This is a genomic window from Pseudomonas wadenswilerensis (assembly GCF_024749185.1).
GTDB lineage: Bacteria > Pseudomonadota > Gammaproteobacteria > Pseudomonadales > Pseudomonadaceae > Aquipseudomonas > Aquipseudomonas wadenswilerensis.
This window is the reverse complement of sequence record NZ_CP087191.1, coordinates 805313-831271: the sequence shown is the minus strand read 5'-3', so window position 1 is coordinate 831271 and position 25959 is coordinate 805313. Positions and strand designations below refer to the sequence as shown.

The 25959-nt window shown below is 62.9% G+C and carries 27 protein-coding genes and 1 tRNA gene; 13 read left to right on the top strand and 15 right to left on the bottom strand.

Annotation, left to right across the window (positions count from 1 at the left end; translation table 11 throughout):
- The first annotated feature begins 96 nt into the window (after positions 1–96).
- The 4 genes from LOY45_RS03685 (at position 97) to LOY45_RS03670 (ending at position 4242) form a co-directional block, all read left to right on the top strand.
- The gene (locus tag LOY45_RS03685) at positions 97–618 is read left to right on the top strand and encodes an RNA polymerase sigma factor (RefSeq protein ID WP_052251588.1); all 522 of its coding nucleotides are present in this window, start codon (positions 97–99) and stop codon (positions 616–618) included.
- The gene (locus LOY45_RS03680; protein ID WP_134064323.1) at positions 615–1556 is read left to right on the top strand and encodes a FecR family protein; all 942 of its coding nucleotides are present in this window, start codon (positions 615–617) and stop codon (positions 1554–1556) included. Before LOY45_RS03685 ends, LOY45_RS03680 begins: the two co-directional genes overlap by 4 nt.
- Positions 1557–1657: 101 nt before the next feature.
- Positions 1658–4072: a TonB-dependent siderophore receptor gene (locus tag LOY45_RS03675; protein WP_115088766.1), complete on the top strand. Its 2415-nt coding sequence runs from the start codon at positions 1658–1660 to the stop codon at positions 4070–4072.
- Between the two features lie 93 nt (positions 4073–4165).
- Positions 4166–4242: transfer RNA gene (locus tag LOY45_RS03670), tRNA-Met, on the top strand.
- A 66-nt stretch (positions 4243–4308) separates the two neighbouring features.
- On the opposite strand, the gene LOY45_RS03665 is transcribed toward LOY45_RS03670, so the two are convergent.
- Entirely contained in the window at positions 4309–4923 is a 615-nt protein-coding gene (locus LOY45_RS03665; RefSeq protein ID WP_115088767.1) for a LysE family translocator, read from the bottom strand.
- Positions 4924–5046: 123 nt separating this feature from the next.
- Between LOY45_RS03665 and LOY45_RS03660 the strand changes: the two genes are divergently transcribed.
- Entirely contained in the window at positions 5047–5925 is an 879-nt protein-coding gene (locus LOY45_RS03660; RefSeq protein WP_233674634.1) for a LysR substrate-binding domain-containing protein, read from the top strand.
- On the opposite strand, the gene LOY45_RS03655 is transcribed toward LOY45_RS03660, so the two are convergent.
- The gene (locus tag LOY45_RS03655) at positions 5913–6530 is read right to left on the bottom strand and encodes a D-Ala-D-Ala carboxypeptidase family metallohydrolase (RefSeq protein ID WP_258578765.1); all 618 of its coding nucleotides are present in this window, start codon (positions 6528–6530) and stop codon (positions 5913–5915) included. The genes LOY45_RS03660 and LOY45_RS03655 overlap by 13 nt on opposite strands.
- Before the next feature lie 88 nt (positions 6531–6618).
- On the opposite strand from LOY45_RS03655, the gene LOY45_RS03650 reads away from it, so the two are divergent.
- Positions 6619–7758, top strand: a complete 1140-nt coding sequence (locus LOY45_RS03650; protein WP_258578764.1) for a hypothetical protein — start codon at positions 6619–6621, stop codon at positions 7756–7758.
- Positions 7759–7824: 66 nt separating this feature from the next.
- Here the strand turns inward: LOY45_RS03650 and can are convergent, their stop codons facing one another.
- A complete protein-coding gene (can, locus tag LOY45_RS03645; RefSeq protein WP_038997206.1) occupies positions 7825–8463 on the bottom strand; it encodes a carbonate dehydratase in 639 nt (212 codons plus the stop codon).
- 120 nt (positions 8464–8583) lie between these two features.
- Here can and LOY45_RS03640 point away from each other — a divergent pair, with 120 nt between their 5' ends.
- Positions 8584–8907, top strand: a complete 324-nt coding sequence (locus tag LOY45_RS03640) for a serine kinase/phosphatase (protein ID WP_115088770.1) — start codon at positions 8584–8586, stop codon at positions 8905–8907.
- A gap of 4 nt (positions 8908–8911) precedes the next feature.
- On the opposite strand, the gene rimI is transcribed toward LOY45_RS03640, so the two are convergent.
- Together rimI and LOY45_RS03630 are read right to left on the bottom strand one after the other, a co-directional pair.
- Positions 8912–9364, bottom strand: a complete 453-nt coding sequence (gene rimI, locus LOY45_RS03635; protein WP_134064331.1) for a ribosomal protein S18-alanine N-acetyltransferase — start codon at positions 9362–9364, stop codon at positions 8912–8914.
- On the bottom strand, positions 9357–10154 hold the full coding sequence (locus LOY45_RS03630; protein ID WP_115088772.1) for an energy transducer TonB: 798 nt from the start codon (positions 10152–10154) through the stop codon (positions 9357–9359). The genes rimI and LOY45_RS03630 overlap by 8 nt, the downstream gene beginning before the upstream one ends.
- Before the next feature lie 179 nt (positions 10155–10333).
- Here LOY45_RS03630 and mksB point away from each other — a divergent pair, with 179 nt between their 5' ends.
- From mksB to mksF, 3 genes are read left to right on the top strand one after another with little or no spacing between them, the layout of a single operon-like run.
- Positions 10334–11611 carry an Mks condensin complex protein MksB gene (gene mksB / locus LOY45_RS03625; protein ID WP_036993806.1) on the top strand — a complete coding sequence of 426 codons (1278 nt, stop codon included), beginning with the start codon at positions 10334–10336 and terminating at the stop codon, positions 11609–11611.
- On the top strand, positions 11601–12302 hold the full coding sequence (gene mksE, locus LOY45_RS03620; protein ID WP_010225708.1) for an Mks condensin complex protein MksE: 702 nt from the start codon (positions 11601–11603) through the stop codon (positions 12300–12302). Before mksB ends, mksE begins: the two co-directional genes overlap by 11 nt.
- Complete coding sequence (gene mksF / locus LOY45_RS03615) at positions 12299–15130, top strand: Mks condensin complex protein MksF (RefSeq protein ID WP_258578763.1); 2832 nt, start codon at positions 12299–12301, stop codon at positions 15128–15130. Before mksE ends, mksF begins: the two co-directional genes overlap by 4 nt.
- Positions 15131–15244: 114 nt before the next feature.
- On the opposite strand, the gene LOY45_RS03610 is transcribed toward mksF, so the two are convergent.
- The 5 genes from LOY45_RS03610 to rplU form a co-directional block, all read right to left on the bottom strand.
- Positions 15245–15700 (bottom strand): CreA family protein, encoded by a 456-nt coding sequence (locus LOY45_RS03610; RefSeq protein WP_177414911.1) that lies wholly within the window; start codon positions 15698–15700, stop codon positions 15245–15247.
- Between the two features lie 10 nt (positions 15701–15710).
- Complete coding sequence (proB, locus tag LOY45_RS03605; protein ID WP_258578762.1) at positions 15711–16829, bottom strand: glutamate 5-kinase; 1119 nt, start codon at positions 16827–16829, stop codon at positions 15711–15713.
- A 75-nt stretch (positions 16830–16904) separates the two neighbouring features.
- Positions 16905–18128, bottom strand: coding sequence for an Obg family GTPase CgtA (cgtA, locus tag LOY45_RS03600; RefSeq protein ID WP_115088776.1), 1224 nt, complete (start codon positions 18126–18128; stop codon positions 16905–16907).
- 192 nt (positions 18129–18320) lie between these two features.
- A complete protein-coding gene (rpmA, locus tag LOY45_RS03595; RefSeq protein WP_010225698.1) occupies positions 18321–18578 on the bottom strand; it encodes a 50S ribosomal protein L27 in 258 nt (85 codons plus the stop codon).
- 31 nt (positions 18579–18609) lie between these two features.
- The gene (gene rplU / locus LOY45_RS03590) at positions 18610–18921 is read right to left on the bottom strand and encodes a 50S ribosomal protein L21 (RefSeq protein WP_010225695.1); all 312 of its coding nucleotides are present in this window, start codon (positions 18919–18921) and stop codon (positions 18610–18612) included.
- A gap of 252 nt (positions 18922–19173) precedes the next feature.
- On the opposite strand from rplU, the gene LOY45_RS03585 reads away from it, so the two are divergent.
- The 3 genes from LOY45_RS03585 to LOY45_RS03575 all read left to right on the top strand — a co-directional run bounded on the left by LOY45_RS03585 (position 19174) and on the right by LOY45_RS03575 (position 20958).
- Entirely contained in the window at positions 19174–20142 is a 969-nt protein-coding gene (locus tag LOY45_RS03585) for a polyprenyl synthetase family protein (protein WP_010225693.1), read from the top strand.
- Between the two features lie 100 nt (positions 20143–20242).
- Positions 20243–20584, top strand: a complete 342-nt coding sequence (locus LOY45_RS03580) for a zinc ribbon domain-containing protein YjdM (protein ID WP_095162336.1) — start codon at positions 20243–20245, stop codon at positions 20582–20584.
- A gap of 125 nt (positions 20585–20709) precedes the next feature.
- On the top strand, positions 20710–20958 hold the full coding sequence (locus LOY45_RS03575; protein ID WP_038997219.1) for a PA4570 family protein: 249 nt from the start codon (positions 20710–20712) through the stop codon (positions 20956–20958).
- 105 nt (positions 20959–21063) lie between these two features.
- On the opposite strand, the gene LOY45_RS03570 is transcribed toward LOY45_RS03575, so the two are convergent.
- The 5 genes from LOY45_RS03570 to LOY45_RS03550 form a co-directional block, all read right to left on the bottom strand.
- The gene (locus tag LOY45_RS03570) at positions 21064–21681 is read right to left on the bottom strand and encodes a BamJ family beta-barrel-assembly machinery protein (RefSeq protein ID WP_115088777.1); all 618 of its coding nucleotides are present in this window, start codon (positions 21679–21681) and stop codon (positions 21064–21066) included.
- An 86-nt stretch (positions 21682–21767) separates the two neighbouring features.
- A complete protein-coding gene (locus LOY45_RS03565; RefSeq protein WP_258578761.1) occupies positions 21768–22073 on the bottom strand; it encodes a DUF6482 family protein in 306 nt (101 codons plus the stop codon).
- Between the two features lie 133 nt (positions 22074–22206).
- Complete coding sequence (locus tag LOY45_RS03560; RefSeq protein WP_038997223.1) at positions 22207–22695, bottom strand: TIGR00645 family protein; 489 nt, start codon at positions 22693–22695, stop codon at positions 22207–22209.
- Positions 22696–22795: 100 nt separating this feature from the next.
- Entirely contained in the window at positions 22796–23137 is a 342-nt protein-coding gene (locus tag LOY45_RS03555; RefSeq protein ID WP_010226382.1) for a PA4575 family protein, read from the bottom strand.
- A 173-nt stretch (positions 23138–23310) separates the two neighbouring features.
- Complete coding sequence (locus LOY45_RS03550) at positions 23311–25749, bottom strand: Lon protease family protein (protein ID WP_233674639.1); 2439 nt, start codon at positions 25747–25749, stop codon at positions 23311–23313.
- Between the last annotated feature and the right edge of the window lie 210 nt (positions 25750–25959).

Genomic DNA, 25959 nt, shown 5'->3' with positions numbered 1-25959 from the left:
TACTTTCGACGCACTTGTTAATAATTCTCAATAACGTTAGCATCGGCTGCGTTTTCACAGACTCCACTGCCTGCCTATCCGAGGCCCGCATACGCCATGTCCGACGACCAGGACAACCGCAGCCTGTCGCTGCTCTATCAGCATCATCGCAGCGAACTGCTGGCCTTTCTGACCCGCCGCGTGCGCTGTCGGGAAACCGCCCGCGACCTTCTGCAAGATGCCTTTGTCCGGCTGATGCACAGTGAGCGCGGCGAGGTTGGCAACCTGCGAGCCTTTTTGTATCGCATCGCCAACAACCTGAGCATCGACCATGCTCGGCGCAGCCAGGTACGTGGGGTCAATGACGAGCAGGCGCTGGAGCAACTGCTCAACGAAACCTCACCCGAGCGCAGTGCCGTGGCCGGAAACACCCTTGACCATCTTGAACGCCTGATCGACGGCCTGCCCTCGCCGACCCGCGAGGTGTTTCTGCTCGCCCGGGTCGAGCAATTAAGCTACAAGGACATCGGCGCACGCCTGGGGCTCGACCCGCGTGCGGTCGAGCGTCATTTGAACAAAGCCCTGAGCCATTGCGCCGCGGCTGCCCTGCATAACCGAAACAAGACTGACCTGCCATGAACCCATCGCCAAATTCCTCCCATCCGACCGAACCTGGCGACCGGGACCAGCAAGCCCTGGACTGGTTTACCCGGCTGCGCGCCGACGACCTCGGCGCCGAGCAGCGCCAGGCCTTCGAACAGTGGCGCCAGGACCCGGAGAACGCCCGCACCTTTGCCGAAGTCGAGCTGTTCTGGCAACAGCTGGAACTGCCGGCACGCCGCCTGCACAAGATCGAACGCCGCGCGGCACCACGCTCCTGGGGCGGTTGGGCAGTGGCCGCCAGCGTCTTGCTGATCAGCGGCCTGGTGATGCTGCAACTGCCGTTGCTGCAGCGCCTGAACAGCGATGTCGCCACCGCCGTTGGCGAACGCCGGCAGATTCAGCTGGCCGATGGCTCGCGGCTGACCCTCGACAGCGCCAGTGCCGTCGATGTCGACCTGCGCGGCCCCGTGCGCAAGCTGCGCCTGGTGCAAGGGCAGATGTTCATTGAAGTGACCCACGATGGCCGGCCCTTCGTGGTCGATATCGATGATGCTCAGGTGCAGGTGCTGGGCACGCGGTTCTCTGTCAGCCGCGGTCGCGATCACGATGAAGTGGTGCTGCTCAAGGGCAAGGTCGAGGTCAGCAGCGCCGGCGACAAACGCATGCTCGCCCCCGGTGAACGGGTGACCCTGAGCGGCAGCCGCCTGGACCAGGTCGAGAAGGTCGACGCCGAACGCCTGCTGGCCTGGCGCGACGGGCAGCTGCGGGTACGCGAGGTACCCTTGCGCAAGGTGCTGGAACAACTTGCCGAGTATCAGGGCAGTCGCCTGCTGTACATCGACGAACAGGTCGGCCGGCGCCCGGTCAGCGGTAGCTTCAACCTCGACCAGGCCGGCAGTGCGATCGATGCCCTGGCGCGCAATCAGAACCTGAGCGTCAGCCACCTGGCCGGCCAATGGATCATCGTGCGCTGAGCCGGTGAATTAATTTTTTTAGTTTTCGGTAATTGCCGTTCCTGCTGCGTCACACCTCCACATAAGAAGCATTATCGTTTGTATTCTCTGGGGGAGGACACATGCAGTACCCACGCGATTTCGTATTCAGCCGTCAACCGCTGGCCCGCGCCATCCTTGCGGCCAGCCTGTTTTGCGTCACCCTGAGCCTACCGGTACAGGCCGCCGAGCCTGCCCAGGCCCAGGCCCAGTCGCAGGATTTCAACATCCCGGCGCAACCCTTGGCCGATGCCCTGGACCAGTTCAGCGCCCAGAGCGGGCTGCAGGTGATCTACGACGCCAATCAGCTCAACGGACGCTCGTCGCCCGGGGTAAAGGGCCGCATGAGCCCGACCCAGGCGCTGCAGGCACTGACCGCTGGCAGCAGCGCGCGCTTGAGCCAACCCAACGCCAGCAGCTTCGTCATCGACCTGCCGATGGAACTGGGCAGCGCTTTGCAACTGGATGCCCTGAGCATTTCCGGCAAGGCACCGGGGTCGACCACTGAAGGCACCGGGCTCTATACCACTTACTCCTCCAGTAGCTCGACGCGGCTTAACCTCACCCCGCAGGAAACCCCGCAGTCACTGACCGTGATGACTCGCCAACGCTTGGATGATCAGCGTCTGACCAACCTCAGCGACGCGCTGGAAGCCACCCCCGGGGTGATCGTCGTGCGCGATGGCCTGGGTGCCGAGACCGACAGCTATTATTCGCGCGGCTTCGTCATCCAGAACTACGAGATCGACGGCGTCCCTACCGTCACGCGGATGGACAACTACACCCAGAGCATGGCGATGTATGACCGCATCGAGATCGTGCGCGGCGCCAGCGGCCTGATCAGCGGCATGGGTAACCCGTCGGCGACCATCAACCTGATCCGCAAGCGCCCGACCGCCGAGGGCCAGGCCAGCGTTACCGGCTCGGCGGGCACCTGGGACCGCTATGGCACCGGCTTTGACGTCTCCGGGCCGCTGACTGAAAGCGGCAACGTGCGTGGCCGCCTGGTCGCCGACTACAAGACCGAAGGCGCCTGGGTCGACCGCTACAAGATGGAAAGCCAGTTGCTGTATGGCATCAGCGAATTCGACCTGAGCGAAGACACCCTGCTGACCATGGGGTTCAGCTACCAGCGCACCGACGTCGACTCGCCGCTGCGTACCGGCTTGCCAACCCGCTTCAGCACCGGCGAACGCAGCAACCTCAAGCGTTCGATCAACATGGCCCCCGACTGGTCCTACAACGACCACGAACAGACCAGCTATTTCGCCTCGGTGGAGCAGCAATTGGGCAATGGCTGGAGCGGCAAGATCGAGTACAGCCATTCGGAAAACAAGTTTGACGAAGTGTTCGGCTTTCTCATGGGCAACCTGCAGCCTGACGGCAGCGGCCTGACCCAGTTGCCGACGCGCTTTTCCGGCACACCGCGCCAGGACAACCTGGACATGTACCTGACCGGCCCGTTCAGCCTGTTCGGTCGTGAGCATGAACTGATTGGCGGCGTGACCCTGTCCAAGTACAACGAAAACGTGCCGAGCTGGGGCGGCTGGCGCTACGACTACAACGCAACGCCGGGTGCGGCGGTGGATAACATCTTCGACTGGGACGGCAAGCAGCCCAAGCCGGACTGGACCATCAGCGGCAAATCCTCGATGGAGGAGACCCAGTACGCCGCCTACCTCTCCTCGCGCCTGCACCTGACCGACGATCTCAACCTGATTCTCGGCAGCCGGGTGATCGACTGGAAACGCGATACCGAAGATCGTCCATACGGCGGCGAAAAAACCGAAGTCAGCCGCAAGGAAACCGGAGTATTCATCCCCTATGCCGGTGTGGTCTACGACCTTGATGAAACCTGGGCGCTGTACGCCAGCTATACCAAGATCTTCAACCCGCAGGCCTCCTGGGTCACTGACGAAAACAACAAGCCGCTCGACCCGATGCAAGGCATCGGCTACGAGGTCGGCGTCAAGGGCAGCCATTTCGACGGCAAGTTGAACTCGAGCCTGGCGCTGTTCAAGCTCGAACAGGACAACCTGGCGATCTGGCTGCATGACAACGTCTACGATGCCAAGCAGGACACCACCTCCAAGGGCCTGGAGATGGAGCTCAATGGCGAGCTGGCCGAGGGCTGGCAGGCGTCTGCCGGATACACCTACACCCTGACCACCGACAACCAGGATGAGCGCATTGCCACTGTGTATCCGCGCCACAGCCTCAAGACCTTCACCAGCTACCGCCTGCCCGGGATGCTCGACAAAGTCACCGTCGGCGGCGGCGTCAACTGGCAGAGCAAGGTCGGCCTCGACCTGCACAGCTTCGACCAGGGCAGCTACGCGCTGGTCAACCTGATGGCGCGCTACGACATCAGCGAAAACCTCAGCGCCACGGTCAACCTCAACAACGCCTTCGACCGCGAGTACTACTCGATGGCGTCGTCGTACGGCAACTACGGGGCGCCACGCAACCTGATGACCACGTTCAAATATGACTTCTGAGCCCGTTTACGGCTAAGCGGTTGATCGCGCGTTAATTTTTTTGAAAAAGAGTGTTGACACAAATCCGTTTCAGGCGAATAATGCGCGCCACTTGGCTACATAGCTCAGTTGGTTAGAGCATAGCATTCATAATGCTGGGGTCCGGGGTTCAAGTCCCTGTGTAGCCACCAAGTACTAAAAAGGGCTTACCGCAAGGTAAGCCCTTTTTTCTTGCCTGCGATTTTTACCCCTCCCGCTTAGCGCACATTGGCGAACACCACCGCCAGCCCCAGGCCAATCAAGGCCACGCCAATCACCCGGTCAACCAGACGCTGGCGTTCGAGCATGGCCCGACGCAATACCGCGCTGGAGAAAAACACCGCCACCAGGCTGAACCACAGCCAATGGGCGAACGACATGAACGCGCCGTAGCCGAAGTTGATCGCCAGCGAGCTGCCCGGCTGCACCACCTGGGTATAGGCGCTGACCACGAACAGCATGGTCTTGGGGTTCAGGGCGTTGGTCAGAAAGCCCGAGCGCAAGGCCGCCAGCACGCCAAGCTGACTGCTGCTGCCGCCCTCCAGGGAAATCCGCGTGGTGTTGGTCAGCGACTTGTAGCCAAGATAAATCAGGTACCCCGCTCCCAGCACCTTCATGGCCAGGAACAGCGCCGGACTCTGGCTGATGATCACCGCGATGCCCAGCACGGTGTACAGCACATGCACCTGTACGCCAAGGGCGATGCCCAGGGCCGCAGCCAGGCCCGCACGGCGGCCAAAGGCGTAGCTGCTGCGGGTCACCATGGCAAAGTCGGCGCCCGGGCTGATCACCGCCAGCACGGTGAACAGGGCAACGGCTATGAGTTCATTCACGTAAAGCTCCTCGATCTGCTAGGCCAATGCACAGATACGTCTGCGCGCTGCCATTATCGAAAGCTTCGGGTAGGGCCAAAAGCGATTTATAGTGAGGCAAATCCGCTAGTTTTTCTCACAGATATGAAACTGCCTGCACTGTCCGCCTTTCGCTATTTCGACGTTGCTGCGCAAACCCAGAGTTTCGTGCGCGCCGCCGAGCTGCTCAATGTCACCCACGGCGCCGTGAGCCGGCAGGTGCGCCTGCTGGAGGAGTCGCTGGGGGTGCCGCTGTTCGAGCGGCGCAATCGGGCGATCTTCCTCACCGCCGCCGGCCGCGCCCTGCACGGCACCACCCTGTCGGTGTTCGAGCAACTTGAAGGCGCGGTGTACCGCCTGCAGCAACAGGCGCGAGAGAACGTACTGGTGCTGTCGTGCGAACCGACCATCGCCATGCGCTGGCTGATCCCACGGCTGCCGGCCTTTCATGCCGCCCACCCGGATATTCACCTGCACCTGGTGGCGGCCGGCGGGCCGATCGACTTCGCCCGCAGCGGTGTCGACCTGGCCCTGCGCCGCGATGACTTTCACTGGGACGCCAACCTGCATGCGCTGAAGATCTGCGACGAATGGGTCGGCCCGGTGTGCAGTGGCGGCCATGCGCTACCCGAACAGGGCCTGGCCGGCCAACGCCTGCTGCACAGCGCTTCGCGTCCCAATGCGTGGAACACCTGGCTGCGCCAAAGCGGCGAATCGGCTCAGGGCAGCAGCCGCGCCGATTACGAACACTTTTACCTGTGTATCCAGGCTGCCGCTGCCGGGCTGGGTGTGGCCATGGCCTCGCGCCTGATGGTCCAGGATGAAATCGACAGCGGCCAACTGCGGGCGCCGCGCGGTTTCATCCAGGATCAATCGGCCTATTTCCTGCTCAGCCCCCAGGCGATTCTTGAAGACGACAAAAGCCGCTGCTTCGCCGAATGGGTGATCGAGCAATCGGCAGCCTGCCTGGCTCACCTGGCCTGAGCTTTGCCGGCCACCGCCGGGGCGCAGAAGGATGACCCGGCGCTGAAGTCGCCGCCCCAGGTGCGGTAACCCGCCGTGTCGATGTGAATGCGCCCCGACGGGTAACGCCCCAGGCCCATGTTCCAGTCCTTGCCATGGGCCTGCCAGAAGCTGCACAGCGGCGTCGGATCGGCCCAGTCCGGCAGCAGCAGGTCGACCGCGAACGCACGGGTATGGGCGCTCCCCATGGCGCCCCCCGCACAGCGGTTGAGCACCGGGTTGCGGTAAGCCGAAACCACCTCATAGCGCTTGAGCACGCCCTGGTCACCCAGGGTCTTGAGCAGTAGCAAGGTCGAACGCACCGCCGGCCACTGCGAGCCTGGCGCCACTGCAAACGGCTCGGCCCTGCACAAGCGCCAGTCACTGGCCGAACGCAGCAGCTGATGGATTGGCACTACGCCATACACGCGTGCATCCACCAGCATCTGGCGAAAAGGCCGAGTCTGATGATCACCGGCCCACTGGGCAAACAGGTACAGATCACGCTCTTCGGCCTGCGCCTGCGCAACGCCGAGCACTGTCAGCAAAAATCCTGCACCGATACCAGCCTTGCACCACGGTTTCATCAGCCTGCTCCCCTTCCCAATCCCCAGGAAATTCCTCCAGTATGGCAAGCCTCCCGACTGCGGGGAGAAACTGACAAGGAGTTTAAGCATGCACAAGACTGCTCCATTGACCTTCGCCCTGGCCACACTGGCCTTCAGCAGCGCCATCCAGGCCGACGCCCGGATCGACCTGGGCAACCAGGAACGCGTGAACCGGCTGTTTGCCTACCCCAACAACTGCAACGTCATCTGCTTTCGCGACTGGACGCTTGAGCAGACCGTGGAACACTACCTGACCCAGAGCGTGCAACGCGACGGATACACAGGCGCGACCGTGAAGGTCAGTCGTGACAACGACAAACTGCATGCTGACATCCAGGGGGTACCGAGCGACTACAGCAAGCCCCTGCAAGCGCTGCTCGACACTGGCGAGCTGGCCTATCAAGGCGCCAGCCAGCTCAACCGCGAAGGCAAATGGGCTTATAGCTGGAACCTCTTCCTGCCCCTGGGCATGGCCCTGGAAAAGCGCCGCAGCATTGAGCTTTTGCACTTCCCGCCGGATTACTCGCTAACCCAGGCCCAGGACTACCTGCGCTCCAACACCACCGACCGCTGGGCCACGCTGCTGACCTTCAACGGCATCCCCGCTGATCAAACCCCGGCCTACCAGACCATCGTCGACATCGCCCCGATCGCGGCGCCAGCCAGCGCCGGCAAAGACCTTGAAGGCGTGTATGGCTACTTCAAGGACTATCAGGCGCAGATGGTCAAGGAGGTGACCCGGACCGGCAATGGCGCATCCTTGCCAATGGTTGCCTTCGGCTCGCCGGTGCGCAGCTGGATCGAGCAGCAGTATGGGCCCAAGCTCTACGTTCTGGGCCTCGCGACCATCAGCCCTACGCCTGGGCAAAAGGTCCCGGTGCTGGGTGCCAACCACCCGAGCGCGATCTGGTATGCGTCGGATAAAACCAACCATGACGGCGACCAGGACAAAGCCGACCAGGCCGGACTGAAGATGATGGGCCAGGATTTGAGCGCCGCCTGCTGGCAGTCGGGCATGGGCCGCAACCCGGCGGCGGATGCCAAGGCCACCCTTGGTGCCTGTACGCAGAAGTGGCAGGTGACAGCGAAGAAGCAGACCTGCGAGCTGTATTTCCGCACGATTCGCAACATGACCCCGGAGCAGGCCAGTGCCAAGTGCAATACCGGGGCGGTGACGCGGACGTTGCGGGACTTGCAGAAGACTTGAGGTGAAGCCTGTCGCGGGGCAAGCCCGCTCCCACTTCTGTAGGAGCGGGCTTGCCCCGCGATGGCCTCAGTCCTGCGGACGCAACCGGTACTGCGGCGGCAACTGGTCGATGCCGCTGATGGTCGCATTCAAGCTCTTCCAGCGCCCATCCTTGATGCCATAGATGCAGCCATGCACCGACAGGCTCTGCCCACGGTGCCAGGCATTCTGGACGATGGTGGTATGGCCGACATTGGCCACCTGCTGGATCACGTTCAGCTCGCACAGGCGATCCACCCGCTCTTCCTCGGTCGGCAGCTTGGCCAGTTCCACGCGGTTTTCGTAGTACAGGTCGCGAATCGAACGCAGCCAGCCATCGATCAGGCCCAGCTGACGATCCTGCATCGATGCCCGCACCCCGCCGCAGCCGTAATGGCCGGTGACCAGGATGTGCTTGACCTTGAGCACGTCCACCGCGTACTGGATCACCGACAGGCAGTTCAGGTCAGTGTGCAGCACCACGTTGGCGACATTGCGGTGAACGAACAGGTCGCCCGGCAGCATGCCGACGATCTCGTTGGCCGGTACCCGGGCGTCCGAACACCCGATCCAGAGGAACTCCGGTGTCTGCTGACGCGCCAGCTTGGCGAAGAAATCCGGATCTTCCTGCTTGATCGCATCGGCCCAGCGCGCGTTGTTATCAATCAGTTCTTGTAGATCGTGCATGTGCAAGCCTCATGGTTGATGCGCATCCTGTGACAGGCGCCGGCCTGTTCAGGTCACGCCTTTGAATCTTCCGCCAAATGGCAGGTCAACCGTTTAGGCCCTTCTGCAGGAGGATCGACCATGAGCCAGAAACACCGCCCGCTTCACGCCCCGCAGCCCGCCCCGAGCGATGAAGACGAAGACCCCATGAGCTCGGTTGAAGAATTGCACTTTGACGAGGATACCCCCAACGTCGATGTCGGTTTCGACCCAACCGACGACGACCTCGAGCCAGAAACCCTGATCCCCGAAGACGGCGCCCGCTCAGCCAACGAGCCGGGAGCAAATCACCCTGCGGACTGGGACTTGAGCGTAGTCGACCAAAGTGACATCGGCGGCGGCAACGGCCTGGATGAAGCAGAGCTGGCCCGGCGCGACCCGCTGGACGGCAAGCCGGAGCGTTGAACCCCTACTCGAACAGGGTACAGGCCATGACCAAGGCATCTTCGCGACCGCCGGCTACCGGGTAATAGTCACGACGACGGCCAATTTCGTTGAAGCCGTAGCGTTCGTACAGACGATAAGCCGACTGGTTGCTGGCGCGCACCTCCAGGAAGCACTCGCGGCCATTGATTGCGTAGGCACGCTTCATCAGCTCTTCCAGCAGGGCCAGGCCCAGGCCGCGCCCCTGGCTTTCAGGCTTGACGGTAATGTTGAGCAGGTGCGCCTCGTCGATGATCACGTTGATCACGCCGTGGCCGACCTGCTGCTCGCCTTCGAACATCAGCCAGATTTCATAGGACTTGAGCCCGTCGAGGAAAATCCCGCGGGTCCAGGGGTGACTGAAGGCGGCGTATTCGATCTTCAGTACGGCATCCAGATCCGCCTCGGTCATCCGGCGGAAGCTGATCGTGTCACTCATTGCTTGGTTTCCAGCGCGCCATCAGCCGGCGCATGGCTTGCCAGACGTCCGCCTTGCGTTGCGGCTCGTCCATCAACAGTTCGAGCCCCGGCAAGGCCCAGGCAGCGCCCAGCCCTTCAACCGGCAACTCGCGATAATAAGCTTCGGCATTGGCCTCGCCGGCAAAGCGCACGGCAGGCAGGCCGATCAGCCACAGGCAGACGCACGGCGCTTCTTCAAGCCGGGCCTGGATAAAGCCCTGGACGAAATCGGTCGCCGCCTGCGGCCCCTGATCGAGGTTGCCGCGCACCAGCAACGGCCAGCGCACCGGCTCACCGATGATCTGCGGGCTGTCCGGCAGCCCGGCGGCGCGCAGCATGTCCTTGAGCAACAGATAGGAAGGGTCGCGGCTCTGGAACGGCTCGCCGGTGGCCAGTTCCACCAGCAGCAGGCAATTGCCGGCGCGCAGCAACTGCAGGGCAAAGCGTGGGGGCGGCACCGGTGCGGGCCTGGCAGCGACCGGCGCCTTTTCGGCCTCTTCCACCGGTTTGGCCGCGACTTTCGGGGTGCTGCCGGGGCGCGGAATCTCGATCTTCGGGCGCTCGCCGGAGCGCACCACCGGCGCACTCGGTGCCACGACGGCGGCCGCTGGTGCCTGCTCAAGCGGCTCTAACGCCTGTTCCTCGAGCGGCGCCACCGGCAGCAACAGCTCCGGGCGCGATGGTGCCGCGAACGGCAGTTCGGCACGCGGCAGCCAATGCACCACTTGCATGGCGTTGAGATAAGCGCGGCGGCGGGACTCGATTAACAAGAAGGATCGGCCATCTGTGGATAAGTCAGGGGCGATATTCTAACGTTGTTCGCCGTTCGGCGCCGCTGTTGATCGGCAGAAAACCGCCCGACAGCAGGATCAAGCGATCAGGGGGTGAATCGACAGGCGTCTGATGCAGTACAATCGGCGCTTTTATTTGGCAACGAGTCGACCCGCCAATGATCGAACCCAAGCGCGTCCTGCGCGCCCTAGCCGAACACTGGGCCCTGCTCGAGCCGTTGTGCGAGCGCTTCGACGGGGGCACCCTGAGCCTGGCCGAACTTCGCCAGCAACTGGCCACCCAGCAGCTGGAGAGCACGCCCCAGGACATCACCAGCCTGCTCGACGTGTGGATCCGCCTGGATATCCTGGTGCCGGTGGCCAAAAGCCCGAACCGTTTCGAGCTCAACGCCCAGATCCATGACTTTCTGGCGTACCTGCGCCGCGAGCACCGCCTGGGCCTGTGCCTGGAGATCGAAGCCTACCTGCGCCACCTCGAGCGCCTGGCCGGGCATATCCAGGATGCCTTCGAGATTCGCGACGGCAACGACCTGGCGCGCCAGCTGCGCCTGCTCGACATGCGCGTGCGCGACGTCCTGAAGAAGCTCGACAACGACGAACAGGCGCTGGTCGCCGTGGCCGAACGGGCCAAGACCAGCGACCGGCAGATCCCCCTGCGCCAGCGTTACGCCGAAGTCCTGGCAACCTGGGACGAATACGTCGAGCCGATGATCCAGCTGGTCAACGCCGACGGCGCCTTCGAGCAAGGCGTGCGCAAGGTCGAGACCGTGCTGCTGCGCTTGCTCGGCGAGCAGGCCCGCCTCGGCCATCTGGTCGACGACGACATGCTCCTGCGTACCCACGCGCGCATCCTCGAAATGCAGACCAGCGCCCAGCTGACCCTGCGCCATGCCCGTGAACTGCTGCTGCCGCTGCGTGAAGAAGCCCGCCGCCACAACGCCGTGACCCGTGGCGCCGCCCTGGCCCTGTCGGTGATCCGCCGCAAGGGCCTGGACGCCGTGCCGCAAGCCGCCATGCCGCTGTTCACCCGCCCGCAGAGCACCTTCCTCGGCAGCGCCAGCCAGGTCGAAGCCTACGTCTATGCCCTGGCCCGTTTCGAGCCAAAGCCTGCGCAGTTCCCCAAGGCCCACAAGAGCCACAAGGGCGACGCCCCGCGCGCACCGCGCACGGTCAAGGAGATGCTCGAACGCTGCGAAGACGCCCTGCCGCTGCCGGACCTGATGGTCTGGCTGCTCGACCAGGAGCCCGAAGGCGCCACCGACGAGCTGCTGTACTGGTTCTCGCGCCTGTCGCGGGAAAAACGCTTTGCCCGCGAGCGCCTCGAGCGCCGTGAATACACCACCCGCGAACACCTGGTCAGCCTGCGTTCCTTCGCTCTGACATCGAGCCGCGAACCATCGCCTGAGCCAACTGCGAGCCCCGCCCATGCATCTTGATCTTTCCGAACTGTCCCAGCTCGCACCGATCTTCCGCGAGCTGTTCAAGGGCTTCCACATCAGCCGCCGCGACCCGGAGCTGTACGCCCAACTGTCGAACTTCCAGGACCAGTACCGTGGCCTGTTCAAGGCCCTGGGCTTTGAACTGGTGTGCGACACCCGCGGCTTCTACTACTTCGTCCCGGACCTGGCCGCCGCCCAGGTCAACAAGACCGCCCAGCGCCTGTCGCTGTTCACCTTCATCCTGGTCGAACACCTGGCCGACCAGGGCCGCGACCCGATGTCGGTCCTCGACGGCGGCAGCCTGGGCCGCGACGAGCTGCCTTCGCTGCTGGAAAAGTACCGCGACCTGTTCATCCAGGCCGAAGTGCAGACCCCGGACGAGCTGGAAGAGAAGATCATGCGCCGCATGACCCAGCTCGGCTTTGCCCACGAAGAGAACGGCATCTACCGCTTCCTGCCGCCGATGCACCGCTTCCTCGACGTCTGCCTGTCGGTCCAGCAGGACCGCGACCTGGCCGCCAGCCTGCACAGCGCCCTGCCGCTGCCAACGCCGGTGCTGGTCGAGGAAGAGAGCCCGGAAGAGCTGAACCGTACCGACGACCCACTGGACCTCAGCCCGTTCGAAGAAAGCGAAGAAGACGCCTTGGCCCGAGCCATTGCGCAAGAGCAACAGGAGATTGACGCATGAGCCAGGAACGCTACGGCATTCGCCGCTTCGCACTGCTCAACACCGCCGGCTACAGCCTGGGCCTGTTCCCCCTGGAACACCCGCTGTCGGTGTACGGTGCCAACAACCTGGGCAAGAGTGCCTCGATCAACGCCCTGCAGTTCCCGATCCTGGCGCGCATGTCCGACATGAGCTTCGGCAAATACAGCCTGGAGCAGTCGCGGCGCTTCTACTTTGCCAGCGACACCAGCTACATCCTCTGCGAGGTCAACCTGCCTCATGGCCCGCACGTGATCGGCGTGGTCGGCCGCGGCCCGGGTGGCGGTTTCGGTCACCAGTTCTTCGCCTATGCCGGCGAGCTGGACCTGGCCCACTACCAGAAAAACGACACCTGCCTGCGCCAGAAAGAGCTGTTCAGCAACCTCGAGCGCAACGGCCTGAAAGCCTACGAGCTCAAGCCCGACGAGCTGCGCCGCCTGCTGGTGGGTGGCCATACCTCGATTCCGCTGGACCTGACCCTGATCCCGCTACGCTCCACCAGCGAGCAGAGCCTGAAGACCTTCCGCGCCCTGTTCATCAACCTGCTGCACATGCGCGAGATCACCGCGGCCAAGCTCAAGCAGCTGTTCCTCGATGCTTTCGAGCACAGCCTGCGTTCCGGTAGCGTCGACTACATCGCCGCCTGCGAAGAAGCCTTCCGCGACGTACGGCGCATGGAGCAGGATTACAACTCGCTGGTCGCCGCCGGCCCGCTGGTCGAGGCCCTGGCCAACGGCGTGGCCCAGCGCGAGATCCTGCGCGGCAAACTGCATCGCCTGTCGCCACTGCTCGACTCGCTGCTCGGCACCTGGCAGGACTACGCCAGCGCGCGCAAAGAGGAGCTGGTGATCCAGGCCGAACACTACAAGAACGAACAGGACAGCCTGCAGAACGACCAGCGTGGCGGCACCCAGGAGCTGATGCGCCTGGAGCGCGAGATCACTGGCGTGCAGCGCTGGCTTGGCGAGCTGTCGGTGCTCAAGCACCGCTTCGCCCTGGTCGATAACGTCAAGGTCCTGGAACAGCAACTGCTGGCCGCCAAGGACGCCCACGACGAACTGGCCGGCGCCCTGGCGCAGTCGCGCCAGTTCAGTGCCGAAGACCTCGAAGAGCGTCTGCGCGAGCTGGAAAAACGCCTCAAGTCGGTCAAGCAGCAGCTCGATCATGCCGACAACAACAGCTATGCACGCCTGCGTGAAGAGTTCTCGCAGCAGGACGTCGAGCGCCTGATGCGCCTGTTCAACGGTGCGCTGTTCAGCCTGCCGCTGGGCGAGCGCGGCATCGAGCTGGACGACAGCGATGTCTGGGTCAAATCCCTGGAAGCGGTGCTCGACGGCTTCAAGGGCGAGCGTTTCGAAGCCCCGGGCCTGTCCATTGACCTCTCCCACATCGAACCACCAGCGCTGCAGGCCCTGGCCGACCGCGCCGCCCTGCGCGACCAGAAGGAACGCCTGGAGAAAGAGCTCAAGCAGCTCAAGACCCAACAGGCCGTAGCCGCCGACCGCGCCGCGAGCAAGACCCAGACCGAAGCCCTGTACCAGCAGGTACTGGATGCGCAAAAGGCTCTGGAAGACTTCCGCCGCACCCAGACCTTGTCCGCCGAAGAAGGCGACAAACTGGAACAGCTGGCGCAGATGGAAGCCGCCCAGGACGAACTCAAGCGCTCCAGCGACGCCTTCACCGAACGCGTCCAGCAACTGTCGGCCAAGCTGCAACTGGTCGGCCGCCAGATCGCCGACATGGAAGCCAAGCAGCGCACCCTCGACGACGCCCTGCGCCGCCGCCAGCTGCTGCCTGCCGACCTGCCGTTCGGTACGCCGTTCATGGAGCCGGTCGACGACAGCATGGACAACCTGCTGCCGCTGCTCAACGACTACCAGGACAGCTGGCAGGGCCTGCTGCGGGTCGATGGCCAGATCGAAGCGCTGTATGCCCAGGTACGCCTCAAAGGCGTGGCCAAGTTCGACAGCGAAGACGACATGGAGCGCCGTCTGCAGTTGCTGATCAACGCCTACTCGCACCGCACCGAAGAAGCCCTGACCCTGGGCAAGGCGCGCCGCGCCGCGGTTACCGACATCGCCCGGACCCTGCGCAACATCCGCAGCGACTACGACAGCCTCGAGCACCAGCTGGCGCTGTTCAACCGCGAGATCAACAAGCGCCAGGTTTCCAACCTGCAGAGCTTTCGCATCGTCCTGGCGCCGAACAAGGAAGCGCTCAAGCACATCGACCAGATCATCCACAGCGCCGGCCAGTACGAGGAAGGCGAGACCCTGTCGGTGTTCGACCTGAGCCAGAGCGCCGAGCAGGACAACAAGAACGAAGAGGCCAAGGAGTACCTGGCGCGGCTGGTGGCAGCCAACCACAACCAGCTGGGCCTGAAGGATCTGTTCGAACTGGCCTTCGAGATCACCAAGGTCGGTGGCCAGCCGGTGATCCACACCGACATCGACGGTGCGGCGTCCAACGGCACCACCATGACCATCAAGGCGCTGACCAACATGTATTTGTTGCTGCACCTGATGGACCGCGACCTGGCCGGCCGCGTACGCCTGCCGTACTACCTGGACGAGGCGGCCGACATCGACGAACGCAACCAGGCAGCGCTGCTGGAAACCAGCTTGCAGCTGGGCTTCGTACCGATTCTGGCGAGCGTGAAGCCGCAGGTTTCGGCGCATGTCGCCATCGACCTGGAAGGCGGCAGTGGGCCGAACGGGATCTACATTGACGAGGCCGACTGGAAGTACATCAGCCGCCGTGATGTGGAGAAGGCGGTGGTGCGGGAAGAAGAGGCCGAAGCTTCGGCTTGATGGCCTCTTCAGGGGCCTTTCAGGCCCCATCGCCGGCAAGGCCGGCTCCCACAGGGACTGCATGCACAGGACCTTGTGGGAGCCGGCCTTGCCGGCGATGCATTCAACTCGGTTTTACTGAGCCCACGGCAAGATCGGAATCGCCGTTACCGCGTTCTGCGGACTGCCTTCGATCACACGATCCGAGTACACCAGATAGACCAGGGTATTGCGCTTCTTGTCGAGAAAGCGCACCACCTGCATGGTCTTGAACACCAGCGAGGTGCGCTCCTTGAACACCTCGTCGCCGTCCTTGAGCTGTTCCTTGAAGCGAATCGGCCCGACCTGACGGCAGGCGATCGACGCTTCGGCACGGTCTTCAGCCAGGCCCAGGCCGCCTTTCAAACCGCCGGTCTTGGCCCGCGACAGGTAGCAGGTCACGCCTTCCACCTTCGGATCATCAAACGCTTCGACGACGATGCGGTCATTCGGCCCGACGATCTTGAACACCGTCGATACCTGGCCAATCTCCTCGGCCGACGCCAGTACCGGCAATGCCAGCAGCGCCGCTGCAACTATCCCTTTGAACACACGTATTTCCTCAGACCAGAATCAGGTTGTCGCGGTGCACCAGTTCCGGCTCGGCGATGTAGCCCAGCAGGGTCTCGATCGCGTCCGATGGCTGGCCAATGATTTTCTGTGCTTCCAGGGCGCTGTAGTTGGCCAGGCCCCGGGCGACTTCAAGGCCGTCCGGGCCGACGCAGACCACCATCTCGCCACGGCGAAAGCTGCCCTGCACGGTCTTGACGCCCACCGGCAACAGGCTCTTGTTGTCCTTGCGCAACGCCTTCACCGCACCCTCGTCGAGCACCAGGGTGCCACGGGTCTGCAGGTGCCCGGCCAGCCACTGCTTGCGCGCGGCGAGCATGCCGCGCTCGGGCGACAGCAGGGTGCCCAGGCGCTCCCCAGCCTTGAGCCGGTCAAGCACGCGCTCCAGGCGACCACCAACGATGATCGTGTGAGCACCGGAACGCGCCGCCAGGCGCGCTGCACGCAGCTTGGTCTGCATGCCGCCACGGCCCAGGGCACCGCCGGTACCACCGGCTACCGCGTCGAGGCTCGGATCGTCGGCGCGGGCTTCATAGATGAGCTGCGCGTCGGGGTTGTTGCGCGGGTCGGCATCGAACATGCCGTCGCGGTCGGTAAGGATCACCAGCAGGTCGGCTTCCACCAGGTTGGCCACCAGCGCCGCCAGGGTGTCGTTGTCGCCGAAGCGGATCTCGTCGGTGACCACCGTGTCGTTCTCGTTGATCACCGGCACCACACCCAGCTCCACCAGGGTGCGCAGGGTACTGCGGGCGTTGAGGTAGCGCTTGCGGTCAGACAGGTCGTCGTGGGTCAGAAGGATTTGCGCGGTATGCCGGCCATGCTCGGCAAAGCTCGACTCCCAGGCCTGCACCAGGCCCATCTGGCCGATCGAAGCCGCCGCCTGCAGCTCATTCATCGCACTCGGTCGCTTGGCCCAGCCCAAACGGCTCATCCCGGCGGCAACCGCCCCGGACGACACCAGCACCAGTTCGACACCTGCCTCATGCAACGCCACCATCTGCTCGACCCAGACACCCATGGCCGCGCGATCCAGGCCCTTGCCATCTGCTGTCAGCAGGGCACTGCCGATTTTCACGACCCAGCGCTGCGCACCCGTCACCTTGCTCCGCATCTTCTTCCAACCTATTCAGATCTTTAGATACCAAAACGCCGCTCCTGAGAGCGGCGTTTAGTGTACTGCAACGAATCAGTCGCGCACGTAAATGATTTCCGGGCCGTCTTCGTCGTCCTCATCATCCCAGTCGTCATCGTCGTCGCCGATGTCGTGCACGCTCTTGACGCCGCTGCGGCGCAGGGCGCGGGCGTCGTCCAGGGCCTGCAGCTGGGCACGGGCTTCGTCTTCGATGCGCTGATCCAGGTCAGCCAGTTCTTCGGCGTAGGCCGGGTCGTTGGCCAGGCGGTCGGCGCGATCTTCGAGGTAGCGCATGATGTCGCGGCTGAGCTGCTCGGTACCCTGCTTGGAGATGGCCGAGATCACATAAACCGGACCTTCCCACTGCAGACGCTCGACCACTTCCTTGACCCGCTCGTCACGCTCGTCGTCCATCAGCATGTCAGTCTTGTTCAGCACCAGCCAGCGGTCACGCTCGGCCAGCGACGGGCTGAACTGGGTCAGCTCGTTGACAATGACTTCGGCGGCATCGGCGCTGCTGCTTTCATCCAGCGGCGCGAGGTCGACGAGGTGCAGCAGCAGGCGGGTACGCGCCAGGTGCTTGAGGAAGCGGATACCCAGGCCGGCACCGTCGGAGGCGCCTTCGATCAGGCCGGGAATGTCGGCGATGACGAAGCTCTTCCAGCGGTCGACACTGACCACACCCAGGTTCGGCACCAGGGTGGTGAACGGGTAGTCGGCGACTTTCGGCTTGGCGGCCGATACCGAGCGGATGAAGGTGCTCTTGCCGGCGTTTGGCAAACCCAGCAGGCCGACGTCAGCCAGTACTTTCATTTCCAGCTTCAGATCACGCTGCTCACCCGGTTTGCCCGGGGTGGTCTGGCGTGGCGCACGGTTGGTACTGGATTTGAAACGGGTGTTGCCCAGGCCGTGCCAGCCGCCCTGGACCACCATCAGCTTCTGGCCTGGCTTGACCAGGTCGCCGATGACTTCCTGGGTGGCCGAGTCGATCACCGTGGTGCCGACCGGCACGCGCAGGATCAGGTCGTCGCCCTTCTTGCCGGTGCAGTCGGTGCTGCCGCCGTTGGAGCCGCGCTGGGCCTCGAAATGACGGGTGTAACGGTAGTCGACCAGGGTGTTGAGGTTGTCGTCGGCAACCATGTACACGGAGCCGCCGTCGCCACCGTCACCGCCGTTGGGACCACCGTTCTCGATGAATTTTTCGCGGCGGAAGCTCATGCAACCGTTACCGCCATCACCGGCTTTGACCCGGATCGATACTTCGTCAACAAACTTCATAAAAACCGCCTCTCGTCAGCTGGACGAGCTGAGTGACACAAAGACATAAGGCTCTTGCAAAAGTGAGCGCGGCGGCCCCGTCACGACAGTAACAACCCACGCCGGCAGCCCATACAAACAGCTTTGCAAGAGACTCACCCCACAAACGAAAAAGCCCCGTCGCGAGACAGGGCTTTTCCAGCGTTCGCGCGATTACTCGGCGACAACGCTCACGTAACGACGACCGAAGGCGCCTTTTACTTCGAACTTGATCTTACCCGCGATCTTGGCGAACAGGGTGTGATCCTTGCCCATGCCAACGCCGTAGCCAGCGTGGAATTGGGTGCCGCGCTGACGCACGATGATGTTGCCAGGAATGATAGCCTGGCCGCCATACATCTTCACGCCAAGGCGTTTGGCTTCTGAGTCGCGACCGTTACGGGTACTACCACCAGCTTTTTTGTGTGCCATGGTTCAATTCTCCAGAAATGGATTCAGGCGATTACGCCGAAATACCGGTGATCTTGATTTCGGTGAACCACTGGCGGTGGCCCATACGCTTCATGTGGTGCTTACGGCGGCGGAACTTGATGATGCGAACTTTGTCGTGACGACCTTGGGAGATCACTTCAGCGACAACCTTGGCACCAGCAACGACTGGAGCGCCGATGTTCACGTCGTCGCCATTGGCAACCAACAGAACGCGGTCGAAAGTCACGGATTCGCCAGTGGCGATTTCCAGTTTTTCGATTTTCAGGTATTCACCTTCGGCGACTTTGTACTGCTTGCCACCGGTAACAATTACTGCGTACATGGGTATTTCTCCGATAATCCTGCTCACCCAGCTCTTTATAGGAAGAGTATTGGCTGGCATGGCTGCATAGGGCTGGAACGGCCCAGTGCAATTGCGTAAGGCAGGTGCTGCCCAGGAAGTTCAGGGTGCGCGATTGTACGCAAGCCCCGCTTTGCTTGCAAGTCCCACCCCCGGCCCGCAGGCAGCGCGCCTTGACACGCCGGGACCCGCGACCTAGCATGCCGCGCAACCTTTATGGAGCACCTGTGGCCGATGCAACCCCAAGCTTTCTACCGTGCGGTAGCCGACGACTTCAGCGCCGTTGACGAGATCATCAAGAAACAGCTGACTTCGCGTGTACCGCTGGTATCGAAAATCGGCGACTACATTACCTCGGCCGGCGGCAAGCGCCTGCGCCCGCTGCTGGTACTGCTGTGCGGCAAGGCCCTGGGCCGCGAAGGCGACGACCTGCGCCTGCTGGCCGCCACCATCGAGTTCCTGCACACCGCCACCTTGCTGCATGACGACGTCGTCGACATGTCCGGCATGCGCCGTGGCCGCTCGACCGCCAACGCCCTGTGGGGCAACGCGCCGAGCGTGCTGGTCGGTGACTTCCTGTACTCGCGCTCGTTCGAGATGATGGTCGAACTGGGCTCGATGCCGGTCATGCAGATTCTCTCCAAGGCCACCCGGGTGATCGCTGAAGGCGAAGTCCTGCAACTGTCCAAGGTCCGCGACGCCAGCACCACCGAAGAAGTCTACATGGACGTCATCCGCGGCAAGACCGCGATGCTGTTCGAGGCTTCGACCCACAGCGCCGCGGCCCTGGCCCAGGCCTCCGAGGAGCAGAGCGAAGCCCTGCGCACCTTCGGTGACCACCTGGGCGTGGCCTTCCAGCTGGTCGACGACCTGCTCGACTACAAGGGCGACGCGCAGACCCTGGGCAAGAACGTCGGTGACGACCTGGCCGAAGGCAAGCCGACCCTGCCGCTGATCTACACCATGCGCGAAGGCACCGCCGAACAGGCCGCGCTGGTACGTCAGGCGATCCAGAAAGGCGGCATCGAAGACCTCGAGAGCATCCGCGCAGCCGTTGAGGCGTCCGGTTCGCTGGACTACACCGCCAAGCTGGCCCGCGACTACGTGGCCCGCGCCATCGCCTGCCTGGACGTGCTGCCAGCCAGCGAGTACCGCGATGCGCTGGTCGAGCTCAGCGAGTTCGCCGTCGCCCGCACGCACTGATCCCCTGCTCCGGCCCATCGCTCGATGGGCCCGATTAGCCTCAGACGGTCAAAACCCTATACAATGTAGGTTTTGTACCTGTACGTCTTGAGGAACCTTAGTGAGCACTTTGCCACCCTGCCCCAAATGCAACTCCGAATACACCTACGAAGACGGCGCCCAGCTGATCTGCCCCGAGTGCGCCCACGAGTGGTCGGCTGCCGGTGAAGCCGAAGCGGCCAGCGACGAAACGGTGAAAAAGGATGCAGTGGGCAACGTCCTGCAGGACGGCGACACCATCACCGTGATCAAGGACCTCAAGGTCAAGGGCACCTCGCTGGTGGTCAAGGTCGGCACCAAGGTCAAGAACATCCGCCTGTGCGATGGCGACCACGATATCGACTGCAAGATCGACGGCATCGGCCCGATGAAGCTGAAATCGGAATTCGTCCGCAAGGTCTGATTCTGGTGGGTTTCGGGGCCGCCCTGCGGCCTCGACAGCCCACAGCCGGGAAAAAACCGCCAATAGGCACTTGCTATTTTGATAATAAGAATTATTCTCATTGAACGCTTTCAAGGAGAATAGCCATGACTTATCTGATAGACGCCTGGCTTGACCGCCCCCATCCATACCTGCGCATCCTGCACCGGGAAACCGGCGAGGTCTGTGCCGTGCTTGAAGAAGAAGCACTGGACGAACTGCGCGACCAGGGTGACCTGGATCTCAATGGCCTGAATTCGAGTGAGCCGAGTGTGCTCAAGGAACTGGTGAGGAACCTGTTCCTGTTCTGCTATGCGCGGGCGTTGCGCCCTGGCGGTGGGACCGATTGGAACTGAACAGCATCGTGGGGCAAGCCCGGCTCCCACAACGGACCGGTGTGAACCAACCCTGTGGGGAGCTGGCCTTGCCAGCGATGAGGGCCGAAAGGCCCTCTGACGTTCTTACAGAACGTCCAGCAGCTCGACGTCGAACACCAGCACGCTGTGCGGCGGAATGCTGCCAACGCCCTGAGCGCCGTAAGCCAGCTCGCTCGGAACGTACAGGCGCCATTTGCTGCCGGCATTCATCAGTTGCAGGGCTTCGGTCCAGCCGGCGATCACGCCGCTGACCGGGAACTCGGCTGGTTGGCCGCGCTCGTAGGAGCTGTCGAACACGGTGCCGTCGATCAGGGTGCCGTGGTAGTGGGTACGCACGCTGTCGTCGCGGCTTGGCTTGGCGCCTTCACCTGCGGTCAGCACTTCGAACTGCAGGCCCGAAGCCAGGGAGGTGATGCCGTCACGCTTGGCGTTTTCAGCCAGGAAGGCCTTGCCTTCGCCAGCGGCCGCTTCGGCCTTGGCAGCCGCTTCGGCCTGCATGATTTCGCGGATGACCTTGAAGCTGGCCGACAGGTCGGCTTCGCTGACGCGGCTTTCCTTGCCGTCGAAGGCATCGGTCAGGCCGGCCAGGATGGCGTCCAGGCTTACGCCTGGTGGCGGGTTGTCACGCAGTTGGCCACCCAGCTGACGGCCGATGCCGTAGCTGACGCGAGTTTCGTCGGTAGACAGGTTGAGTTCGGACATTTGCTTGCTCCGCTGCAGGGCGCATGACAGCCGCGCCCTTTATGAAAAGGGCGAGCAGCCTAGCACACTGCGCTGGCGCAGATCAGCTACCAGGCAGAACGGCGTGGCATCGGTATTTTCAGGTCGCCGTTACCGGCATCGCCGCCGCCACACATCTCGTCGTCCATCGACCAGTGCACCAGGTGCAGCGGCACAGCGGGCAAGCCTTCAAGCAGGCGTTGCGCATCGACCACCGAATGCACTTGCAGACGCTTGCCGAGCTTATCCACTAACGGATGCGCATGGCCTTTTACCCGGGCCTCAATCAAAAAGTCACCACCTTCGATGGCGATCAGATTGAGCTCTTCGACATGACCGGCCCTGGCCTCGGTGCTCAGTTGTTGAAGGTTCATTGCGATACCTCATTACTGGAACTTCGAGTGACCGTTCATTTTTTGTACAGCCGTGTACAAAGCACAAGGCAAAAACGCAACCGCCCGTCCGTTTTGCAACGGACGGGCGGTTGTTGACCGGCTCAACGCCTGATCAGTGCTTGGTGACCTTGTCCAGGTAACCCATGGCAAAGGCCGAGACCACGAAGGTCATGTGGATGATCACGTACCACATCAGGTACTGGGTCTCGATGTTGCGCGCGTCCATGAACACCCGCAGCAGGTGGATCGAGGAAATCGCCACGATCGAGGCAGCGACCTTCATCTTCAGCGAAGACGAGTCCATCTTGCCCAGCCAGCTGAGTTTTTCCTTGTCTTCGTCGATGTCCAGTTGCGAGACGAAGTTCTCGTAACCGGAAATCATCACCATCACCAGCAAGCCGCCAACCAGGGCCATGTCGATCAGCGACAGCAGCACCAGGATCAGGTCGGCTTCAGCCAGGGCGAAGACGTTGGGCAGGACGTGGAAGATCTCCTGGAAGAACTTCAGTGCCAGCGCCAGCAGGCCCAACGACAGACCAAAATAGATCGGCGCGAGCAGCCAGCGCGAGGCATACATCGCATTTTCGATAATACGTTCCATTGAAAACTCGTCAGGTTGGCAAAAAAGCGAGCGCGAGTATAACAGCCACCCATGACAGAAAAAGCCCGTGGCACGCTGCCACAGGCGTGGCGCAGGCGTCTCAGGTTTCCGGATGGAACTGGAAGTCGCCGACGTGATGGACGCGTTCGCCGTTGATCCGGCGCAGCTGGGCTTGCAGGTGCACGCACCAGATCTGCGGATCGTCGGCCAGCTGATAACCGTGCAGGGTCAGGCTGTCGACAATGGCGTTGAGTACCGATTCGGCCACGAACGGCCCGTGAAACGGCCCCTGGGCCTTGATCGCAGAAGGCTGCTCGCCAGCCATGCCGGCGGCAAACAGCAGGGTCCACATGCCGTTGTCACCGGCCAGTGGGCGGATACTGCATTCAATGCGGGTCACCAGGCCCAGGCATTGACGGGTGAGGCTGAGGCTGCGCGGCATGGCGAAGGTCCTCGGTAAACCCTTGTTCAGCCCTCAGGTGAAGGCTGTCTCATTCCTGTACCTACGACTGTCCCTGAACTGAAGAATAGAAGAATTCCGCCCATGCGTGGAAAAACCGGCGCCGAATGGTCATGTTCCATTTAGCGCCGTTTTTTTGACTCGTACCACTCAAATCAGGACGGTTTGACCTGGGCCAGGGCCTGTTCGGCCTGCTCCTTTTCTGCCTCCTTGAGGTCCTCTTCGCTGATCATCTCGGCGATTACCCGCAAGCGCTCCACCACCCGGGCGTTGACGCTGCCTTCAGGGAACTGGCCCTCTTCATCCGGCTCACCGGCAGGCTCACCGACCAGCAGGCTCAAGGCCTCGTCGGCCTGGCTCACTGCGTAGACGTGGAACATGCCGGCGCGCACCGCCTGCAGCACTCGCTCATCGAGCATCAAAGTGGCGACGTTGGCGCGCGGGATGATTGCCCCCTGCTCGCCGGTCAGGCCACGTGCTTCGCACAGGCGGAAGAAGCCTTCGATCTTCTCGTTGACCCCACCCACTGCCTGCACTTCACCGAACTGGTTGATCGAGCCGGTGATGGCGAAGCACTGCTTGAGCGGGGTTTTCGACAAGGCCGAGATCAGCGTGCAAGCCTCGCCCAGCGACGCACTGTCACCGTCGACATAACCGTAGGACTGCTCCAGGGCGATACTCGCCGAGATCGCCAGGGGGAATTCCTGGGCATAACGGCTGCCCAGGTAACCGGTGAGGATCATCACCCCCTTGGAGTGGATCGGCTGGCCGAGGTTGACCTCGCGCTCGATGTCGACGATGCCGCTGCCACCCGGGTAGACCGTGGCGGAAATCCGCGCCGGTATACCGAAAGCCGAATCGCCGACTTCCAGCACGGTCAGGCCGTTGCACTTGCCCACCGCGGCGCCGTCGGTGTCGATCAGGATGATGCCGGCCAGCATGTCGTCGAGAATCCGCGCCGACACCCGACCGGTACGGGTGGCCTTGGCCTTGAGGGCGCGCTCGATATGCCCGGCGTCGGTCATTTCGTCGTTGGCCAGGTGACGGATGAAGTCCGCCTCGCTGACCAGCTGGAACAGGTCGCCGATGCGCGCCGACAAACGCCCCTGGTGCTCGGCCAGGCGCGCACTGTAGGTGGCCAGGCGCGCCACCGCATCGGCGCTCAGCGGCGCCATGCCCTCCTCGCTGGTGCGGGTCTTGAGCAACTGGGCGAACTGCTCCAGGCTCTCGTCGACCATGGGGATGTCTTCGTCGAAGTCGACCAGCACCCGGAACATCTCCTGGAAGTCCGGATCGTGATCCTGCAGGGCGTAGTACAACTGCCGTGCGCCGATGATCACCACCTTGATGTTCAGCGGGATCATCTGCGGGTTGAGGGTGACGGTGGCCAGGCGGCCGAACTCGCCCAGCGGCGACTCCATCTTCAGCTTGCGTGACTGCAAGGCGCGCTTGAGGGCGTCCCAGACAAACGGCTCGCTGAGCATCTTCTCGGCTTCGAGGATCAGGAAACCGCCGTTGGCCCGGTGCAGGGCACCCGGGCGCAGTTGCCGGTAGGTGGTGTAAAGCGCGCCCTGGTCGGTGCTGTATTCGATACGGCCGAACAGGTTGTCGTAGGTCGGGTGCGGCTCGAACACCACCGGCGCGCCGCCGCTGACGTGATGGCCGACCACCAGGCTTGGCGCGTACTGCTCTTCGAGCAGCTTGCGCGCCTGGGCGTCGGTCTTGCTGTCATCGACCAGCTGTTCGACCACGGTGCGCAGCAGGTAGACCTGCATGGCCTGCAGATAAGCGCAGACGGCGGCGTTTTCTGCGTACTTTTCAGACAGCGGCGCCAGCAATGGCTGCAAGGCCAGGGTGATGGTTTCTTCGTTGAGGTGGCGTAGCTGGTTGCTCGATTCGCGCTTCCATTGCGGCAGGCTCGCCAGCTCTTCGTTGAGGCGCTCTTCCAAGACGGCGATATCGTCGTGGAAACGCTCCCGCTCGGTTTCCGGCAACTGGGCGAATTCGGCTTCATCCAGCGCCTTGCCGTCGGCCATCGGGGTGAAGGCGACATTGCTGCTGTCGCGGTACAGGGCCACGTCCTTTTCCAGCGAGGCGCGCTCGATCACATCCAGGGCGCGGTCGTAACGCTGGTTGAAGGCGCGGTCGATGGCGCTCTTCTTCTGCTGGTAGGACGGGTGCTCGAAGACCGCTGGAAAGGTTGCCAGCAGGTTGTCGATCAGACCGCCGATGTCGCTGATGAACGCCCCGGCGCTGCCCGGTGGCAACTCCAGCGCGCGCGGCTCGCGTGGCTCGTCGTAGTTGTTGACATAGACCCAGTCCGACGGCGTTTGCAGGCGCTTGCCTTCGGCCTTGAGGTAGCGTTTGACGAACGAGAAGCGGCCAGTACCGGGCTCGCCCATGACGAATACGTTGTACCCAGGACGCGGCATGGCGACGCCGAACTGCAAGGCTTCGACCGCACGTTCCTGGCCAAGCACACCGCGAAAAGGCTCCAGATCATTGGTGGTGGAAAAAGCGAACTGTTCAGCGGAAAACGGCCGGGTCAGGGCTTCGGGCGCAAGACGCAGGCTCGCAGCGACAGGATCGGGCATCGGGCTTCCTTACTTCGGCGGGGCGGATGTCAGCATTCTGGCGCCGTGCGCGTGCGCCTTGCAAGGCTCATCGCTGCTAATTGTCGCAGGGGCGAAAAGCCGATCTACGTCAATATTTTCAGGCAATCTTTCGCAATAAATCACGGAACCGTTAGATCGTGCCTAAACTCCAAACTGCGCGGCTGGGTAAATAACCGACCCGCCCTGGCA

Bases quoted from the DNA above. Each gene is read 5' to 3' on its own strand.
- LOY45_RS03685 (WP_052251588.1), top strand. From the start codon at position 97: ATGTCCGACGACCAGGACAACCGCAGCCTGTCGCTGCTCTATCAGCAT.
- LOY45_RS03680 (WP_134064323.1), top strand. From the start codon at position 615: ATGAACCCATCGCCAAATTCCTCCCATCCGACCGAACCTGGCGACCGG.
- LOY45_RS03675 (WP_115088766.1), top strand. From the start codon at position 1,658: ATGCAGTACCCACGCGATTTCGTATTCAGCCGTCAACCGCTGGCCCGC.
- LOY45_RS03660 (WP_233674634.1), top strand. From the start codon at position 5,047: ATGAAACTGCCTGCACTGTCCGCCTTTCGCTATTTCGACGTTGCTGCG.
- LOY45_RS03655 (WP_258578765.1), bottom strand. From the start codon at position 6,530: ATGAAACCGTGGTGCAAGGCTGGTATCGGTGCAGGATTTTTGCTGACA.
- LOY45_RS03650 (WP_258578764.1), top strand. From the start codon at position 6,619: ATGCACAAGACTGCTCCATTGACCTTCGCCCTGGCCACACTGGCCTTC.
- can (WP_038997206.1), bottom strand. From the start codon at position 8,463: ATGCACGATCTACAAGAACTGATTGATAACAACGCGCGCTGGGCCGAT.
- LOY45_RS03640 (WP_115088770.1), top strand. From the start codon at position 8,584: ATGAGCCAGAAACACCGCCCGCTTCACGCCCCGCAGCCCGCCCCGAGC.
- rimI (WP_134064331.1), bottom strand. From the start codon at position 9,364: ATGAGTGACACGATCAGCTTCCGCCGGATGACCGAGGCGGATCTGGAT.
- mksB (WP_036993806.1), top strand. From the start codon at position 10,334: ATGATCGAACCCAAGCGCGTCCTGCGCGCCCTAGCCGAACACTGGGCC.
- mksE (WP_010225708.1), top strand. From the start codon at position 11,601: ATGCATCTTGATCTTTCCGAACTGTCCCAGCTCGCACCGATCTTCCGC.
- mksF (WP_258578763.1), top strand. From the start codon at position 12,299: ATGAGCCAGGAACGCTACGGCATTCGCCGCTTCGCACTGCTCAACACC.
- proB (WP_258578762.1), bottom strand. From the start codon at position 16,829: ATGCGGAGCAAGGTGACGGGTGCGCAGCGCTGGGTCGTGAAAATCGGC.
- cgtA (WP_115088776.1), bottom strand. From the start codon at position 18,128: ATGAAGTTTGTTGACGAAGTATCGATCCGGGTCAAAGCCGGTGATGGC.
- rpmA (WP_010225698.1), bottom strand. From the start codon at position 18,578: ATGGCACACAAAAAAGCTGGTGGTAGTACCCGTAACGGTCGCGACTCA.
- rplU (WP_010225695.1), bottom strand. From the start codon at position 18,921: ATGTACGCAGTAATTGTTACCGGTGGCAAGCAGTACAAAGTCGCCGAA.
- LOY45_RS03585 (WP_010225693.1), top strand. From the start codon at position 19,174: ATGCAACCCCAAGCTTTCTACCGTGCGGTAGCCGACGACTTCAGCGCC.
- LOY45_RS03575 (WP_038997219.1), top strand. From the start codon at position 20,710: ATGACTTATCTGATAGACGCCTGGCTTGACCGCCCCCATCCATACCTG.
- LOY45_RS03570 (WP_115088777.1), bottom strand. From the start codon at position 21,681: ATGTCCGAACTCAACCTGTCTACCGACGAAACTCGCGTCAGCTACGGC.
- LOY45_RS03565 (WP_258578761.1), bottom strand. From the start codon at position 22,073: ATGAACCTTCAACAACTGAGCACCGAGGCCAGGGCCGGTCATGTCGAA.
- LOY45_RS03560 (WP_038997223.1), bottom strand. From the start codon at position 22,695: ATGGAACGTATTATCGAAAATGCGATGTATGCCTCGCGCTGGCTGCTC.
- LOY45_RS03555 (WP_010226382.1), bottom strand. From the start codon at position 23,137: ATGCCGCGCAGCCTCAGCCTCACCCGTCAATGCCTGGGCCTGGTGACC.
- LOY45_RS03550 (WP_233674639.1), bottom strand. From the start codon at position 25,749: ATGCCCGATCCTGTCGCTGCGAGCCTGCGTCTTGCGCCCGAAGCCCTG.